The organism is Pseudomonas sp. 7SR1, assembly GCF_900156465.1.
Taxonomy (GTDB): Bacteria; Pseudomonadota; Gammaproteobacteria; order Pseudomonadales; family Pseudomonadaceae; genus Aquipseudomonas.
Map to the genome: position 1 here is coordinate 4664746 of NZ_LT707064.1, position 16341 is coordinate 4681086.

The following is a 16341-nucleotide window of genomic DNA, read 5'->3' on the forward strand; positions in this document are numbered from 1 at the left end:
CCCGTCAGGTCGATCAGACACGGGCAGGTCCGGCAAAGTGCGGCGACTGCCCGAACGATTCGATCAAGAGCTCGGTGAGTATGCGTATCTTGCGCGCGGGATGCTGGCCTGGCGGGCGCACGACATAGGCACCCGCCGTTGGCGGCGGATACCGCGTCATGATCGGTACCAGCGCCCCCGAAACCCTGTCTTCGTGGGTGAGGCAATCCGGCAGGTACGCAACCCCGAGCCCTGCGACGGCGGCCGCCACCAGCGCGGTGCCATTGTCGGCCTTGAAGCGCCCGTGGGGACGCACCGTGACGATCTGGTCGCCATCCATGAATTGCCAGGTCTCGGTGCTTTGCATGAGGGCCTCATGGTGGATGAGCTCGTCCGGCGACTCGGGTGCGCCATGGGCCTGGATGTAGGCCGGGCTGGCCACCAGCTTCGTGTAGATCGGCCCGATGCACCTTGCGATCAGGTTCGAATCCGGAAGGTAGCCAACCCGAATCGCACAATCGAAACCCTCGGCAATGAGGTCGACGAAGCGGTCGCTGTAGCAGGTCTGGATATGGAGCTGGGGATGACGCCGCGCCAGTTCAGCAAGCATCGGGGCAAAGTGGGTCGGGCCAAAGGACAGCGGCGCGGCCACCCGCAGTCGGCCACGCAGGGCGCCGGCGGGCAGGATGGTTTCCTTGGCGATCTCTATTTCGGCGCAGACCCTGGCGGCGTAGTCCCGGAATGTCGCCCCGGCTTCCGTCAGCGCTGCCCCGCGGGTAGTGCGCGCAAGCAACTGGATACCCAGTTCCGCCTCAAGCCTGGCAAGCCTGCGGCTGACGATCGACTTGGACACCCCCAGCCGCACCGCCGCAGCGGACACCCCTGCGGCATCGGCGACTTCCACGAAGGTCTGCAGCTCTTCGATATCCAAATCAGCGTTCCTCGTTCTGCAACACAGCAAGCCTCGGGATGCTACTACTGCAGCGGTCGAGGGAACAGCACAATCCTGCTTCCTGGCGATGTCGCCGCTGGCGCGTTTCCGGGAGAACCAAACCACTCACAACATCAGTAGAGGCGTCGTCACGGCGGTGGTTATCCACCTGGCCGTGTCCCGCTCCTCCTACCTGCGTGTAGTACAACTGAGAAAAGGATCCGCAAAATGACAAGCGAGATTATCCGCAACCCCCATACCGACCAGCTCTTGTCGCCTGAAAACTCGATGTTGATCATCATCGACTACCAGCCGATCCAGGTGTCCTCGATCCGCTCGATGCCCCGTGACGAACTGGTCTTCAACATCACGAGCGTCGCCAAGGCGGCCGTCAACTACCACCTTCCCATCGTCCATTCGACCGTCAACGTCGCGACCGGCCGCAACAAGCCACCGATCCAGGAACTGCAGGACGTGCTTGGCCATTTGCCGACCTACGACCGCACCTCGATCAACAGCTGGGAAGACACCGAGTTCAAGCAGGCGGTCAAGGCGATGGGTCGGCGCAAGCTCATCATGACCGCGCTCTGGACCGAAGCCTGCCTCACGTTCCCGGTGCTGGACGCCCTCCAGGAGGGTTACGAGGTCTATGTACCGGTGGATGCGGTCGGCGGTACATCGCCCGCCGCCCATGAGGCGGCCCTGCGCCGCATCGAACAGGCAGGTGCGAAACTCATCAGCCGGGTGCAGATGTACTGCGAGCTCCAGCGCGACTGGGCACGTGAATCAACCCTACCGGGCTTCATGGGGGTATTCGAGAACGCGGATGGCTTCAACGCTGAAAAAGCGCGCTAGGAAACGACGCGAGACGCTCCAGGCTGTTGAAACGTGAACAAGATGGGCTCGCGAATGCGGGCGCCATCCTTGTTGCTTCCTCGGCTGTTTTTGCCTTGCCTGACCTTCGTCTCAAGACTCTTCGTACAGGGCCTAGGGGCCAGAGGCAATCTACAGGACCGCGATGTGGGAGTCCGCCCTGGGCTCCGTGCCGCCACACAGTACGCCGCTGACCGGATCGCGCAGGATGATCTGGCCGCGCCCGTAGTCGGTCAGGTCGCTGGCGAGCTGCACCTGATGGCCGCGCCGGGCCAGGGCATTGGCCAGGTCGCGGGAGGCGCCGTGTTCGATGCCGACCTTCATGTCCCCTAGCCATTGCCAGCGCGGCGCATCCAGGGCTGCCTGCGGATTGAGGCCGAAGTCCACCAGGTTCATGACCATCTGCACATGCCCCTGGGGCTGCATGTAGCCGCCCATCACCCCGAAGGGACCGAGGGCCTGACCATTCTGGCTGAGGAACCCGGGAATGATGGTGTGGAAGGTTTTCTTGCCGGGGACCAGGCTGTTGGCATGGGTGGGATCGAGGCTGAACTCCTGCCCCCGGTTCTGCAGCGCGATGCCACTGTCAGGCAGCACCACCCCGGAACCGAAGCCGTGGTAGTTGCTCTGGATGAACGAGACCATGTTGCCTTGCGCATCCGCGGTGGCCAGGTAGACCGTGCCACTGGCATGAGGGTCCCCCGGGGCCGGGGGCTGGGCCCGCTCGCCGATCTGGCTGCGCCGCCGGCTGCTGTAGTCGTCGCTGAGCAGGTCGGCTACGGCCACGCGCATGTGCGCCGGGTCGGTGATGTAGTGCAGGCCGTCGCTGTAGGCCAGCTTCATGGCTTCCAACTGGCGATGCCAGGTCTGCTGGCTGTCGCGATGATCGAAGCTGAACCCTTCGAGGATCTTCAGGGCCATCAACGCCACCAGCCCCTGCCCGCTCGGCGGGATCTCCCAGACATCGACGCCGCGATAATTGATGTGGATCGGCTCCACCCACCGGGCCCGGTAATCCTTCAGGTCCGAGGCGCGCAGATAGCCCCCGGTGGCGCGAGAGTGGGCATCCAGGCGTTGGGCCAGCGCGCCGCGATACAGGCTCTCGCATCGAGTGGCGGCCAGTTCCTCCAGGGTGCGGGCCTGGGCCGGGTTGCGGAATATCTCTCCCGCCCGTGGCGCACGCCCCTCGATCAGAAATGTGTCGAACCAGGCCTGCAGGACCCCGTCGCGATGGGGCGTGAATTCGTCCACCGCGATCTGCCATTGATGGGCGACTACCGGGGACAAGGCGAAGCCATCCCGCGCCAGGCTGATCGCCGGTTGCAGCAAGTGGGCGAAGGGCAACTTGCCGAAGCGTTGCGACAGCTCGGCCCAGGCCGATGGGCAACCCGGGACGGTCACGGGCGTCCAGCCGTAGAGCGGCATCCGGTCATGGCCGGCCGATTTGACCGCATCGATGCTCAAGGCCGCCGGGGCATGGCCGTTGCCGTTGAGACCGTGCAACTGGCCGTTGCACCAGACCAGGGCGAAGGCATCACCGCCGAGGCCGCAGCCCGTCGGCTCCACCACCGTCAGCGCCGCTGCCGTGGCGATGGCCGCATCGATGGCATTGCCGCCCTTTTGAATCATCTCGATACCCGCCTGGGCCGCCAGGGGCTGGGACGCGGCGACCATGCCACGGCGGGCGAAAACGCTCTGGCGCTGGGACGGATAAGGGTACTCGTGAGCAGAAAATTTCAACATGGCAGAGGCTCTTCGACACAAGGTTTCAATGGCCGGGTCCGACGCCGATGGCGCCCCAGGACATCAGGCAGCGACAGGTCATAGCACCCGGCTCAGGAAAGCCCGGGTACGCGGATGGACGGGATGGCTGAAGATCTGCTCCGGCGGCCCCTGTTCGATGAGTTCGCCCTGGTCCAGGACCACCACGCGGTCGGCCACTTCTCGCGCGAACCCCATCTCGTGGGTGACCACCACCATGGTCATGCCCTCCTCGGCCAGCTCCTTCATCACCTGCAGCACCTCACCAACGGTTTCCGGATCGAGGGCACTGGTGGGTTCATCGAACAGCATGGCCTGGGGCTTCATGGCCAGGGCCCGGGCAATCGCTACCCGTTGCTGCTGGCCGCCGGAGAGCATCGAGGGGTAATGGTTGGCCTTGTCCGCCAGGCCCACCCGCTCCAGCAGGCCGCGCGCCTGCTCCAGCGCCTCCGCACGCGGCACGCCGAGCACCTGGGTCGGTGCCTCGATGATGTTTTCCAGGGCGGTCATGTGGGGGAACAGGTTGAAACGCTGGAACACCATGCCGATGTCGCGACGCTGGCGAGCGATGTTGCGTTCCGAATCCCGCACCAGGCTACCGTCGGCCCGCTCGCGATACCCCATGGCCCGGCCGTTGACCCGGATGCGTCCACCCTGGATGTCTTCCAGCAGATTGATGCAACGGATGAAGGTGGTCTTGCCGGAACCGGAGGCGCCGATCAGCACCACTACCTCCCCACGTCGAACCTGCAAGCAAATGCCCTTGAGGATCTGCAGGTCGCCGAAGGACTTATGGACATCCAGCGCCTCGATGATCAGCTCTTCGCTTTTGTGCGCCATGCTCAACGCTCCCTCAGCAGTTTGAGTGTGCTACGGCCGAACATCCGAGTGGCGGCCGGTGGTGGCGAGGACGGCCGGTCCGATTGGCCGAAGCGCGCTTCCAGCCAGCGCTGGAAAAAGCCCCAGAGGGTGGTCAGCAGCAGGAAATAGATCGCCACCACCAGGTACAGCTCGAATACCCGGAACGTTGCCGACGTGACCATCTGGGTACTGAGCAACAATTCCTGTACGCCGATCACACTGACCAGCGTAGTGTTCTTGAGCATCACGTTGAACTCGTTGCCCAGCGGCGGCACGATGACCCGGAACGCCTGGGGCAGCACGATGCGGCGCATCAGCCTGGCGAACGTCATGCCCAGGGACCGCCCGGCTTCGTACTGGCCCTTGTCCACCGCACCGATACCGGCACGGATGATCTCGGCCATATAGGCGCCTTCGTTGAGCCCCAGGGCGATGATTGCCGCCTGGATATTGCCCGGGATCACCAGGCCGAACAGATCGATGTCTTCGAAACGGAAAATCCCACCGGCCGCCAATGCCGTGTAGAGAAAGACGATCTGCACCAGCAACGGCGTGCCGCGCATCAACCACACATAAAAGCGCACTGGCAGATGCAGCAACGGATTGCTCGACAGCCGCAACAGCGCCGCGGCCAGCCCCAGCGCGCAGCCCAGCAACATGGCCAGCACGCTGATCAGGCAGGTCAACCACAGACCGGTGAGATAGACCCCGCTGGGTTGCAGCAGGTACTGCCAGAACACATCCCAATTGAAATTCATCAAGGCTCACCTCAATCGAGCGTGTCACTGGCCACATGCCATTTGCTCAGCAACTGGCTGTAGCTGCCGTCGCTGCGCATGTCGCTGATCACCTGCTGCACCGCCGCCGTCAGTTGCGGATCGTCCTTGCGAATGCCCAGACCGGTGAGAATCCGGCTAAAGGCCGGCACGCCTTCCTCGAACAGATCGGGCGCCATCGCCGCGTAATAGCCGGCGGTTTCCACAGTGGTGCCGTAGGCATCCACCTGGCTGATGCGCAGGGCCTGGAAGGCATCGGTATCCGTGTTGTAGACCACCAGCTTCATCGCCGGCTTGCCGGCCTTGGCCAGGGTTTCGTTCTCGGCGTCGAGCAGGGTCTTGATGGTGGAGCCGTTGAGCACCGCGACTTTGTGACCGGACAGGTCCGCCAGGCTCTTGAGGCCTTTCGGGTTGCCCTTGGGCACGACGACGGCCTGGCTGGAGTACATGTAGTTGACGATGTCGATCACCTCGCGGCGCTCGGGCTTGTCGAACAGCTGGTCGACGATCATGTCGCATTGCTTGGCCAGCAAGGCGGGAAGCAGTCCGGAAAATGGAATGACTCGCCATTCGACCTGCTTGCCGCCCAGCCGCTTGGCCACTTCCAGGCCCAGGTCCACGGTCAGCCCCCTGGGCTTTTGCGTTTCATCGAAGGACACCAGTGGCGGCGAATCCATGCCCGAGCAATAGACGAGCCTGTCGACCTTTTGCAGGCGTTCCGGAACCACGGGCGCAGCCATCGCCCCCTGTGCAAGCAATCCCAATGACAGTACGGCAAACAACAGGCGAGGCGTATGCATGACCAGACACTCCAGTTCAGTGGGTAACGGGCAGTACTCAAAGTCAGAACACGGACAGGCTCGCGGCCTGTTCTCGTTATTTTTTCGCTTGCAGGAACGTGATGAGCTCCACAACGGTGCCCTCGATATGGGCACGCAACACCGCTTCGGCCTTATCGGCGTCGCCAGAGCGAATGGCCTCGAGAATCACCGCATGCTCCTGGCGTGCGCTCAAGGGCTTCTCAACGTGTTGCAGCCATAGGCGCATGGGCGCCTCGACCAGGGCGTAGAGGGCACTGATCTGCTTCAGCAACCGCGGACGGCCACTGAGGCTGCACAGGTATTCATGGAAAGCGCGGTGTCGGCTGACCCACTCGGCGCTTTCGTCGCGGTAATCGTCCATCTCGTCCAGCAGGCGTTCCAGCGCAGCCAACTGACGGTCACCGATGCGCCCCACCGCCACTCGGATGGCCAGGCCTTCAAGGGCACTGCGCATCTCGAACACCTCCTGCAGTTCCTCGATGTCCAGGCCACTGACGATGGCGCCGCGATTGGGCCGCAGTGTCACCAGGCCTTGTGCGTCGAGGCGGCGGAAAGCCTCGCGCACCGGCATCCGACTCATCCCGATTTCGCCGGCGATGTCTTCGGCGATCAACCGATCACCCTTGCGCAACCTGCCGCCACAGATGGCATCCAGCAGATAGCTGTAGGCCTCTTCCTCGGCAGTCATCGGCGGACGTTCAGCGAATGTAGGAACGAACTGCATGGCGACACCCTTTGAATTTTTGTATCCAATTATCCATGTATTCAAAAAAGCAGAATGCATGCCACTTTTGATGGGCATTGCACAAGCGATTGATTCCTAAGGACAGAGCCGACCCAAGAGGCTTCTTGAGCGGGATGGAACCGCAGGACGGCCGCAGGGAAGTGCTACCAAATGGCACAACCCCTGCTCATTTCCGTGCAGGGGGTAGCCAGGTAACGACCTCAACCCGGGCGTTTCGTGACGAGGGGCTCCAGTACGGGCGCGGCTTCACGCATGAAGATCTCCAATGTCTTGGGCCCGATACCCTCGAAGGTCAATAGCCAGAGTCCGATCCCCTGGAGTCCGTCCCGCCCTTCTTCGAGTGCTTCGAGCCGGGCCGGCATTTCATCATCCAGGCGAGCCCCCAGCAGCCGGAGGCGTCGCGCAGTGGATTCGTCATAGCGGGCATAACCTGCCTGGCCCAGCCACCGGACCAGTTCACGGTGAGGGCATTGCCGGAGCTTGGCGGGTGTATCGAGACCATGCTGGTGGACGAGGATCCGATAGGCCCGCAGGGCCACCGAGGCGCGTATGCGTTTGCCCAGGAGAAAGCTTGCGAGCAGCCAACGGTACAGGCCCGGGCCAGGCGGATGAAGCATGTCGATCTCAAGATCCGCCGCACTGACGGGATTCAACTTCATGCACCTCCAGTCCTTGATGAGCGACTCACGCCGCCGGATCGGCATTGTCGGGCGCCAAGCCCCCGACAGTGTCCTGCCCTGGGGCTCTTTCCGGTCAAGGATGTCGCAGGGCCAAGGGAATCAACGGGTCGGCGCCGGTGCCGCATCGATTTTGACACGCAGCAGGCTGTAGGGTTTGACACGCTGGTCGACCCCGTTGCGAAAACCGGCCTGGCGATGGAGCTGGTTGGCCGTGAAATACAGATAGCCGTCCGGACCGATAGAGAGGGTGTCAGGCCACAATACCCGCGGGTCCTGAACAATGGTCTTCCAAGCACCGTCGGCCAGGCGCTTGCGAATCGCGTTGTGTTCATAATCGGTCGCATAGACTGCACCCTCGGCGTCCGCTTCCAGACCATCGGAAGCACCCTTTTCGCCCAGGTCTACCACCGCCGCTTCCAGGCGTTTGTCGCTGATGCCGGCATCACGCAGCAACGCCGTTGGCACCGAATACAGATGGCGACTTGATAACGGGCTGAAATACAACGTCTTGCCATCCGCCGAGAGGGCGATGCCGTCGCTAGCCACCCCCAAAGGCTTGGGTTTGCCATCGGCCCCTCGGGACATGACCGGCTGTCCTTCCACCATCGGAATGAACGACGGATCCACGGAAGTGGACCTTGCTCCACTCAAGCGCCGCATCGCCTTGCCGCTTTCGATGTCCATGACAATGATTGCCCCCGGGCCGCTGACCGACGAGTCAGTGACGTACACGGTCCCCTGATTGCCGTGGCGAAAATCGAAGCGCATGTCGTTCACATAGGTACTGGGCAATATGACGTGCGGCGGGAACACCAGCGTCTTTACCACCTGGTTGCTCGCCAGGTCCACCGCCACCAGTTTTGCGCCTCCGGCCCTGGGCGCAGTGAAACCGGGAGCCGCCGTATCCAGCAGCCAGACCCGCCCCTGCCCGTCGGCCACCACGCTCTGCACGCTGATCAGGCCCTTGGCCGGGTCGACGCTGTTCTCATGGTTGATCCGGTCATTGGGGTAAGGCCGCAATTTTCCTTCGCTGATCTCAGCCACCGTGAACGGTACATCATCCCCCCAGCGCGGGAAATTGACGAAGATCCGCCCCGTCTCGCTCACCGTGACGCCGGTCGGCATGGCGTCCTGGAAAGCGAACACCTGCTGCAAGGGGCCGATGGACCGATCAGCCGGCGCATCACTGGGAAAGTCCGTGGCCGCCATGGTCGATGTCGCTTGGACAGCCGACGCAAGAGCGAGGGCAATGGCAGATGTTGCGAATCTGTTTGTCTTGATCATGTTCATGCTCCGGGAGGCCGACGGCTGTAGGCCTGGCTGTCTGCCAAGGGTTGGAAGGAAGTCCGCAAGGACAACCGGTGGGGGCCATACTCGCCTTCTCTCCCGGGAAGAAAAATACGTAGAATGCGCCAACACTTTCACAGCTGGAGTGAAAATGATCCGCATCGACGACCTTGCGCTGTTCGTACGGACCGCAGCCCTCGGCAGTTTTTCCAACGCCGCTCGGGAAGTCGACCTGCTGCCTGGGCAGGTGGCCGCCGCTATCAAGCGCCTGGAGCGTGAGCTGGATGTTCGTCTCTTCGCCCGCTCGACACGCAGCCTGCGCTTGACCGCCGAAGGCGAACAGTACCTGCCCAATGCGCAGACCGTGCTCGATACGCTTAGAGAAGGCCGGGAAAAGATCAGGCGCGAAAGCGCCGAACTGCGTGGCGTGCTTCAGGTAGCGGCACCCTCGGATCTGGGACGCAATGTCCTGCTGCCATGGCTATCGGAATTCCGGCACCGCCATCCGCAATTGTCGTTGCGCTATTTCCTGTCCGATCAAGTGGCGGACATGTTCCGCGATCCAGTCGACGTCGCCATCCGGTACGGCCAGCTGGACGATGCCAATTACATCGCCCTGCCCCTGGCCCCCTGGAACCGCCGTGTACTGGTGGCATCCCCGGACTATCTGCACAAACACGGGCGCCCGCGCACGCCGGATGACTTGCTGCACCACGATTGTCTGCTCTACACCCTCCACGGTCGGGTCTACGACAAATGGCGGCTGGGGGCCAAGGTCGTCTCGGTGTCCGGTCCGCTGTTTTCCGACGACGCCGATGTGGTGCGGCGCTGGGCCCTCGCTGGCGAGGGGATCACCTATAGATCCTGGCTGGACCTGAACGACGATATCGGTGCGGGTCGACTGGAGGTACTGCTGCCGGATCACCCAGGCGAACCCCTGCCATTGAGCTTCGTTTGCCCACACCGCAAGCAGTTTTCGGCGGCGGTGCAACAATTGCATTCGTTGTTGCGCAGCCGGTTTGCCGAACTGGAGGAGCGATCGCCCAAGCTGGTTTGAGCCTGCCGTGGCCATCAACTCCCACGAGCATCCCGTCGCACCGCCAAGGGGGTGACACCGAAGCCCCGCAGGAACACCTCGCGCAGATGGCGGCGATCACGAAAGCCGGTTTCCCGGGCGACGGTCTCCAGGCTGTGGCGGCTCTGTTCGATCATCAGCCGTGCCGCTTCCAGGCGCAGGTTTTCGATGGCCTTGGCCGGCGACTGGCCGGTCTCCGCAGTGAACACCCGGGTGAACTGGCGCGGGCTCAGGTGCACGTGCTCGGCCAATGCCTCGACGCTCAACGGGCCGGCCAGGTTGAGCCGCGCATAATCCAGCGCGCTCTGGATCCGGTCCGATTTCGGCGCCAGGACCAGCAGCTCGGAATGCTGGGACTGACCTCCTGTACGTCGTTGGTGCATCACCAGCTTGCGCGCCACCGAGCGGGCGACTTCGGCTCCCAGGTCCTTTTCCAGCATGCCCATCGCCAGGTCGAGGCCGGCGGTCATGCCGGCCGAGGTCCAGATCGGGCCGTCGATGATATAGATACGATCGTCTTCCACCTGCACGTCCGGGAACCGCCGCTGCAACTCGCTGGCGTAGGCCCAGTGGGTGGTCGCTCGGCGATCGGCCAGCAAGCCGGCCTCGGCCAGGACGAAACCACCGGTGCAGATGCCTGCCGTACGCCGGGCCTGTCCCCCGGCCAGGCGGGCGAATGCCAGCAGTTCGGCCGAAGGTGCAACAGTGAGCGGGTCGTTCACGCCGGTGAAGATCCAGGTCTGTGCATGCCCGGGCGCGCCCAACGGCGCGGTTTCAATGAGCATGCCCAGGGAAGAGCGGACAAGACCGCCGGTCACGGAGTAATTCTCTATGGCATAGAACGGCTCGCCGGCGACGACATTCGCGTACTCGAACACCGTCTGAGAGGCCAACGACATCACCTGGAAGCCGTCCGCGACAACATAGCCGATACGGTGCATGCCGAGTTTCCTTCTTGAATGTCCTGAAAAACGACCATAAACGTCATTTAAGACATCGTCAAATCCCCGCAATATTTCTCCAACGCAACCCACCGCTCTGGAGAATGAAAATGACTCACGCACATCCGGGTACTGCCTTGATCACGGGCGCCTCATCCGGCATCGGTGCCGTCTATGCCGACCGCCTCGCCCGCCGGGGCTACAACCTGATCCTGGTGGCACGCAACCGCGACCGCCTCAACGCACTGGCCAGGCGCATCGCCGATGAGACCGGGCGCATTGTCGAGGTGCTCGACGCAGACCTCAACGAGCGCACTTCCCTGGCCAGGGTCGAAGCCAAGCTCAGGGAAGACGCCAGCATCACCCTGTTGGTCAACAACGCCGGGATCGGCACCCACACCGCCTTGCTCGACAGCGACGTGGAACAGATGACGCGGATGATCGAACTGAACGTCACCGCCCCGACCCGGCTGACGTATGCCGCCGCGCCCGGCTTCGTCGCCAGGGGCACAGGCGCAATCATCAACATTTCCTCCATCGTCAGCGTCGCTCCGGAAATCCTCAACGGCGTCTATGGCGGCAGCAAAGCCTTCGTCACGGCACTGAGCCAATCGCTGCACCGTGAACTGGCCGACAAAGGCGTGCGCATCCAGGCCGTCCTGCCAGGCGCCACGGCCACCGACTTCTGGGCCATTGGCGGGCTGCCCGTGGAAAACCTGGACCCGGGCATCGTGATGTCCGCCAGCGACCTGGTCGACTCGGCACTGTTGGATTTCGATCGAGGTGAGCTGATTTCCATCCCTTCGCTGCACGCCCTTGAAACCTGGCAGGCCTACGAAGCGGCGCGCCAGCACCTCTCGACCCAGCTATCGAGCAACGTCCCGGCGCCCCGTTACAAAGCCGCCCATTGATCACCGAATTCATCCAGGAGAATGTCCCATGAAGCTGACCCAGAACACCGTATTCATCACCGGCGGCACCTCCGGCATCGGTCGAGCCCTGGCCGAAGCCTTCCACCAACGTGGCAACCAGGTGATTATCGCTGGCCGGCGTAAAGCCCTGCTGGATGAGATCACCCAAGCCAACCCCGGCATGGACAGCGTCGAGCTCGATATTGGCAACCCGGCCCAGATCAAGGCCGTCGCCGAGCAGGTGATCGCCCGTTATCCAGCCCTCAACGTGGTCATCAACAACGCCGGGATCATGCCGTTCGACAACGCAGGATCGGGTGAACACGACGACGCCGCGGCGGTGCAGTTGATCGATACCAACCTGCTCGGACCTGTTCGGGTCAGTGCCGCGTTCGTCGAACATCTCAAGACACAGCCCGAGGCGTACATCATCAACAACAGCTCGGTGCTCGCCTTCATTCCGCTGGCCGTCACGGCGCTGTATTCGGCCACCAAGGCCGCCATCCACTCCTACACTCTGTCGCAGCGCTTCATGCTGCGCGAGACCTCGGTGAAGGTGCTGGAGATCTCGCCGCCCTGGGTCGATACCGACCTGATTCACCGCAGTGGCGACGAACGCGCCATGCCTCTCGACGAGTTCATCGCCGAAACCATGGACAAGCTCGAAGGCTCCCGCCATGAAATCATCGTCGACCGCATCGCGGCACTGCGCTCGAACCCCGGGCCGGACGAATACGCCCTGATCGAGCAGTTCAACCTGTCGATGGTGGAGAACCCCATCCCGGTCGCATGACCCAAACGGCCCGACGTCATCCGACGCCGGGCCGTTTCCCATCGGGCTTGGATAAAAAGGGTGGAGCCGGAGCGTTGAATGCCCGACCTGGCTTTCAGACGGAGCCTAGTTTTCGAATGACATCCGGATGTCATCCAGGGCACTCCACGGGCTCATGCCCGGGCGCATCGCCGTGCATTGCGGGTGGTGAACGAAGTCCCTGTCCTTGTCCTGCTCCGGTTGCTCTGCACCGCAGCCCTTGCATTTAACGGTCTGTTTGGAAAGAGCCCAGTTCGAATGCCATAAAAGAAGCTTTTCTTGAGGAGTCATGCCAGCAGTCCCATACGTAACGCCAAAACCTGTACAAATAATAGTTTCTGTATAGAAAACTGTCACCTAGCGAAACCAATCCCACCGCTTGCGTCGCACCTTCCCCTTTCGGACATACGTCACTTGCACCCCAGCCTGCTGGCAATTTCCCGCCGATAGGGTGTATCGATCTGTCGGGGAACCTGCCTGATGTAGTCCCGGGCATGGGCCAGCGTTTCCCCCGTCAGGCCAGACAGATAAGCCAGCACATCGTCCAGGGAAGGTACCCGGCCCTCGTTGTCCTCGAACCTGGGCTCAAGCGCCGTCCAGACCACCGCATCGAGCTGACGCTGCGCAGCCCATCGCGCCATCGTGCCCACCGGCGAACGGCCGGCCTTGAACAGGCCGATACCGCCTTGTCGATCCGCCGGAATCTGTTCGCGTTGGCGCAGCGCTTCACAGGCCTGCTCCAGCGATTCGACGGCCAACACCGACCACAGAACCTTGACGGGCGGCGCGTCCGGGCAGATCGCCGTGGCGAGTTCACCGCCGTCACCGACCCGTGAAAACTCTATCGGCAACAGCGGGCCGTCCAGGAACCACTCGCTGGCCAATGGCAAGGATTCAGGTTTCCAGATCAACGAACCCCATCCCAGGCAGGCAATCATCATCGTTCACATCCTTGACCGTTGGCCTTGGTTCCCTGCCGCCCTTCGGGCCGCCTTCGCGCAGCGCTTCGCGGCGGGCGGTGGGTTTGCGCTGCGCCACGCTTCAAGACGTAGACCATGGGCTGTCGAGGGCTGTTCAATCTTTACGCCGCCGGCGTTGCTTCGCCAGCGGATTGAGCCGTGCACGGATTCCTTGCGCACACGGCGTACCCACCATCGGTTACTTGCGAGCCTCGAGGATCAGGTTGAAAGGCGTCTGGGCCGCGCGGCGCAGTTGTCTGAAGCCGGCCGCCTCGAATATCTCCCGCAACCGGGTCTCCCCGGCCTGGGCGCCCAGGCCCAGGCCCACTTCCTGGGAGAGTGAGTTGGGTGTGCAGATAAAGGTGGAAGCGGCGTAGAACAGCCGTCCGACAGGGGTGATGTTCTCGTCCAGCGTGTCGTTGGCAAACGGTTCGACCAGCAGGACCGTACCGTCATCCTTCAGCGACCGATAGGCATGTTGCGCCGCGCCGACCGGGTCGCCCATGTCATGCAGGCAATCGAAATAGCAGATCAGGTCGTAAGCCTCCCCGGGATAGTCCTTGGCAGTGCTTTGGGCGAAACTGACGCGGTCCTCGACGCCGGCCTCCCTGGCGCGCTGTGTCGCAGTGGCGATGGAGGGGGCGTGATAGTCGAACCCCATGAAGCGGGACGCCGCGAAGGCCTGTGCCATGACAATGGTGGAGGCGCCGTGGCCACAGCCGATATCGGCGACACGCGCGCCGGCGGTGAGTTTTTCCACCACACCTTCCAATGCCGGCAACCATTGCGACACCAGATACGTCTTGTACCCCGGTCGGAAAAAGCGCTCGGTACCGCTGAACATGCAGGGATGGTGATCGCCCCAGGCGAGCCCGCCATCACCGCGCATGGCGGCCACCAGTTTGTCCTTGTCGTGGAACATGGAAGCGACCACCATGACCCCGCCCGCCACATACACCGGCGAATCCTCGATGGCCAGGGCCAGGGCCTGCTCTTCGGGCAATACGAACTGCCCTTCGTGATGCTCCATGTACCCGGACGCCACGTGGGCGCTGAGCCATTCCCGGATCAACCGTGGGTTGCAGCCGGTCCTGGAGGCAAGCGCCTCGCAGGTCACCGGCCGGCTATCGGCCATTGCCTTGTACAGCCCGAGTTCGTCCCCCAGTATCACGTTGGCGAGCATGGCCGAGGCGCCCATATCGGACACCAGCTTACCCATGAACTCGTTCAGTTTTGCCTCGTCCATTACGTACCCTCCTGCAAGAAGGCCACCGTCGACACGGGCGCAAGAAACCTGAAGACTGTTTGCGGTGGTCGGATGGATAAACGCGCGGGCACGTGTCGCCGTTCGTCCGGCACGCAATCACCCGGCAAACCGGACGCCAGCCCGGCTACCCGCGGCCCTGATTCACCGCAGGGATACCCAGTCTATGCCTTGCAAGGCAACGGCGTGGCATGACGCGACGCCCGGCGAAGCGGCGATCGAAGGTGGCCCGAACGAGGCAGGATGGATCAGGACAGGGACGGCCCTGGGTCAGCTTTCAGTGGCGTCGCTCGATGCCTGGTCGGCTTCGGCCGCCAGTTTCAATCGGTCGGCTTTACTGATGTACTTGGGCTTGTTGCGCGGCGCCAGCTTGGCGCTGGCCTTCTTGGCATTGGCCTGAAGTAGCTGCTTGATCTTTTTGCGACGATTCATGTGGCTCTGCCCGGCGTGTACGTGCGGGCATGATGCCAGATAAAAATAATGAGCCAACCATAATCACTACCCTTGCGGAGTAAGACGATGATGACGGATTGGAAAGGACAGGTGGCGTTGATCAGCGGCGCCGGCAGCGGGCAAGGCATCGGGATCGCCATCGCCCGGCGCCTGGGGGCCGCCGGGGCCAGGCTGGTGATCACCGCCAGCAGCGCCCGCATCGACGAGCGCGTCGCCGAACTGCGTGCCGAAGGTTTCGACGTCGAAGGGCGCGCCGCAGACCTGACCGACGAAGCCCAGGTCCGACCGTTCACGGCCTGGGCCGAGTCGCTATGGGGTCGCATCGATATCTTGGTGAACAACGCCGGCATGGCTGTCCAGGGCGCGCCCGAAGCGGCCACCGAAGTGGCCGGCATGAGCCTGGAGACCTGGAACGGCTCGATCGCGCGCAACCTGACCAGCGCGTTCCTGCTCACCCGCGGCGTACTCCCAGGCATGCAGGCGCGCCGTTATGGCCGCATCGTCCAGATCAGCTCCACCACCGGCACCCGTGCCAGCTACCCCAGCGGCGCAGCCTACAGCGCCGCGAAAGCCGGGATGGTCGGCATGAACATGAGCCTGGCACTGGAAGTCGCCTCCTACGGCATCACGGTGAACTCGGTCGCGCCGGGCTGGATCGCCACCGGCTCAAGCTTGCCTGAGGAAGTGCACGCCGCCCGCCATACCCCGCTCGGACGCGCCGGCCGCCCAGAAGAAGTGGCGGCCGCCGTCGCATTTCTCGCCTCTCCCGAAGCCAGCTATATCACCGGGGAACTGCTGGTGGTGGACGGTGGGAACTGCCTGGTTGAAAACAAGGCGCCGGGCCTTTGAATCCATGGCCAGCGCCTCCGTGGCCTGGCTTGGCAAAGCGCGGCTGTAGCGACCGACACAACATGCCGATGTCGATGGAGTCGCGACCGATCTGGCCTTCTGCTGCATTCGGTCACCCTCGCGAATGCCTGCTGGCTTGTGACGGCTTCTTCGCTGCCGATGCCGCGATGAACCGAGTCCACCCGCACCTCCAGGACGAATAATCGTTTCGTCAGAAACAAAATAAAAAAAACTTTCCATTTGCCAAACCACTGCTATGTTTATCCGCTTGGACGGATCTGGCAGGCGCCGCAGGGAGTTCTCCGTGGTCGCTGGCAAACGTTTGGCCCCTCGATAAACCCTGAATCAGGCCCCGAGCCAGGCT

General features: G+C 63.0%; 18 protein-coding genes. 5 read left to right on the forward strand and 13 right to left on the reverse strand.

What is annotated here, in order from left to right:
• Positions 1 to 13: 13 nt before the first annotated feature.
• A complete protein-coding gene (locus BW992_RS20720; protein ID WP_076407030.1) occupies positions 14 to 910 on the reverse strand; it encodes a LysR substrate-binding domain-containing protein in 897 nt (298 codons plus the stop codon).
• A 228-nt stretch (positions 911 to 1138) separates the two neighbouring features.
• Here BW992_RS20720 and BW992_RS20725 point away from each other — a divergent pair, with 228 nt between their 5' ends.
• On the forward strand, positions 1139 to 1765 hold the full coding sequence (locus BW992_RS20725; RefSeq protein WP_072391730.1) for a hydrolase: 627 nt from the start codon (positions 1139 to 1141) through the stop codon (positions 1763 to 1765).
• Between the two features lie 150 nt (positions 1766 to 1915).
• Here the strand turns inward: BW992_RS20725 and BW992_RS20730 are convergent, their stop codons facing one another.
• From BW992_RS20730 to BW992_RS20760, 7 genes are all read right to left on the reverse strand, one after another.
• Positions 1916 to 3526, reverse strand: a complete 1611-nt coding sequence (locus BW992_RS20730; protein WP_076407031.1) for a gamma-glutamyltransferase family protein — start codon at positions 3524 to 3526, stop codon at positions 1916 to 1918.
• 78 nt (positions 3527 to 3604) lie between these two features.
• On the reverse strand, positions 3605 to 4384 hold the full coding sequence (locus tag BW992_RS20735) for an amino acid ABC transporter ATP-binding protein (protein ID WP_072391724.1): 780 nt from the start codon (positions 4382 to 4384) through the stop codon (positions 3605 to 3607).
• 2 nt (positions 4385 to 4386) lie between these two features.
• The gene (locus tag BW992_RS20740) at positions 4387 to 5163 is read right to left on the reverse strand and encodes an amino acid ABC transporter permease (protein WP_072391721.1); all 777 of its coding nucleotides are present in this window, start codon (positions 5161 to 5163) and stop codon (positions 4387 to 4389) included.
• An 11-nt stretch (positions 5164 to 5174) separates the two neighbouring features.
• Positions 5175 to 5981 carry an ABC transporter substrate-binding protein gene (locus BW992_RS20745; RefSeq protein ID WP_072391717.1) on the reverse strand — a complete coding sequence of 269 codons (807 nt, stop codon included), beginning with the start codon at positions 5979 to 5981 and terminating at the stop codon, positions 5175 to 5177.
• A 76-nt stretch (positions 5982 to 6057) separates the two neighbouring features.
• Complete coding sequence (locus BW992_RS20750) at positions 6058 to 6726, reverse strand: GntR family transcriptional regulator (RefSeq protein WP_072391714.1); 669 nt, start codon at positions 6724 to 6726, stop codon at positions 6058 to 6060.
• Between the two features lie 221 nt (positions 6727 to 6947).
• Positions 6948 to 7400 carry a DNA methylase gene (locus BW992_RS20755; protein ID WP_072392001.1) on the reverse strand — a complete coding sequence of 151 codons (453 nt, stop codon included), beginning with the start codon at positions 7398 to 7400 and terminating at the stop codon, positions 6948 to 6950.
• Between the two features lie 126 nt (positions 7401 to 7526).
• Positions 7527 to 8636 (reverse strand): L-dopachrome tautomerase-related protein, encoded by a 1110-nt coding sequence (locus tag BW992_RS20760; RefSeq protein ID WP_083526346.1) that lies wholly within the window; start codon positions 8634 to 8636, stop codon positions 7527 to 7529.
• A 229-nt stretch (positions 8637 to 8865) separates the two neighbouring features.
• On the opposite strand from BW992_RS20760, the gene BW992_RS20765 reads away from it, so the two are divergent.
• The gene (locus BW992_RS20765; RefSeq protein ID WP_076407032.1) at positions 8866 to 9771 is read left to right on the forward strand and encodes a LysR family transcriptional regulator; all 906 of its coding nucleotides are present in this window, start codon (positions 8866 to 8868) and stop codon (positions 9769 to 9771) included.
• Positions 9772 to 9785: 14 nt separating this feature from the next.
• Here BW992_RS20765 and BW992_RS20770 read toward each other — a convergent pair whose 3' ends face one another.
• Entirely contained in the window at positions 9786 to 10730 is a 945-nt protein-coding gene (locus BW992_RS20770; RefSeq protein WP_076407033.1) for a GlxA family transcriptional regulator, read from the reverse strand.
• A 110-nt stretch (positions 10731 to 10840) separates the two neighbouring features.
• Here BW992_RS20770 and BW992_RS20775 point away from each other — a divergent pair, with 110 nt between their 5' ends.
• Both BW992_RS20775 and BW992_RS20780 read left to right on the forward strand, forming a co-directional pair.
• Positions 10841 to 11641: an SDR family NAD(P)-dependent oxidoreductase gene (locus BW992_RS20775; protein ID WP_072431273.1), complete on the forward strand. Its 801-nt coding sequence runs from the start codon at positions 10841 to 10843 to the stop codon at positions 11639 to 11641.
• 28 nt (positions 11642 to 11669) lie between these two features.
• Positions 11670 to 12434 carry an SDR family oxidoreductase gene (locus BW992_RS20780; RefSeq protein ID WP_072458884.1) on the forward strand — a complete coding sequence of 255 codons (765 nt, stop codon included), beginning with the start codon at positions 11670 to 11672 and terminating at the stop codon, positions 12432 to 12434.
• 105 nt (positions 12435 to 12539) lie between these two features.
• On the opposite strand, the gene BW992_RS26980 is transcribed toward BW992_RS20780, so the two are convergent.
• From BW992_RS26980 to BW992_RS20795, 4 genes are all read right to left on the reverse strand, one after another.
• Entirely contained in the window at positions 12540 to 12743 is a 204-nt protein-coding gene (locus BW992_RS26980) for a hypothetical protein (protein ID WP_072391694.1), read from the reverse strand.
• 119 nt (positions 12744 to 12862) lie between these two features.
• On the reverse strand, positions 12863 to 13393 hold the full coding sequence (locus BW992_RS20785) for a hypothetical protein (protein ID WP_072391691.1): 531 nt from the start codon (positions 13391 to 13393) through the stop codon (positions 12863 to 12865).
• A 217-nt stretch (positions 13394 to 13610) separates the two neighbouring features.
• A complete protein-coding gene (locus tag BW992_RS20790) occupies positions 13611 to 14657 on the reverse strand; it encodes a class I SAM-dependent methyltransferase (protein WP_072391688.1) in 1047 nt (348 codons plus the stop codon).
• A 288-nt stretch (positions 14658 to 14945) separates the two neighbouring features.
• On the reverse strand, positions 14946 to 15107 hold the full coding sequence (locus tag BW992_RS20795; protein ID WP_072391685.1) for a DUF2986 domain-containing protein: 162 nt from the start codon (positions 15105 to 15107) through the stop codon (positions 14946 to 14948).
• 87 nt (positions 15108 to 15194) lie between these two features.
• On the opposite strand from BW992_RS20795, the gene BW992_RS20800 reads away from it, so the two are divergent.
• The gene (locus BW992_RS20800; protein WP_072391682.1) at positions 15195 to 15977 is read left to right on the forward strand and encodes an SDR family NAD(P)-dependent oxidoreductase; all 783 of its coding nucleotides are present in this window, start codon (positions 15195 to 15197) and stop codon (positions 15975 to 15977) included.
• The last annotated feature ends 364 nt before the right edge of the window (positions 15978 to 16341 follow it).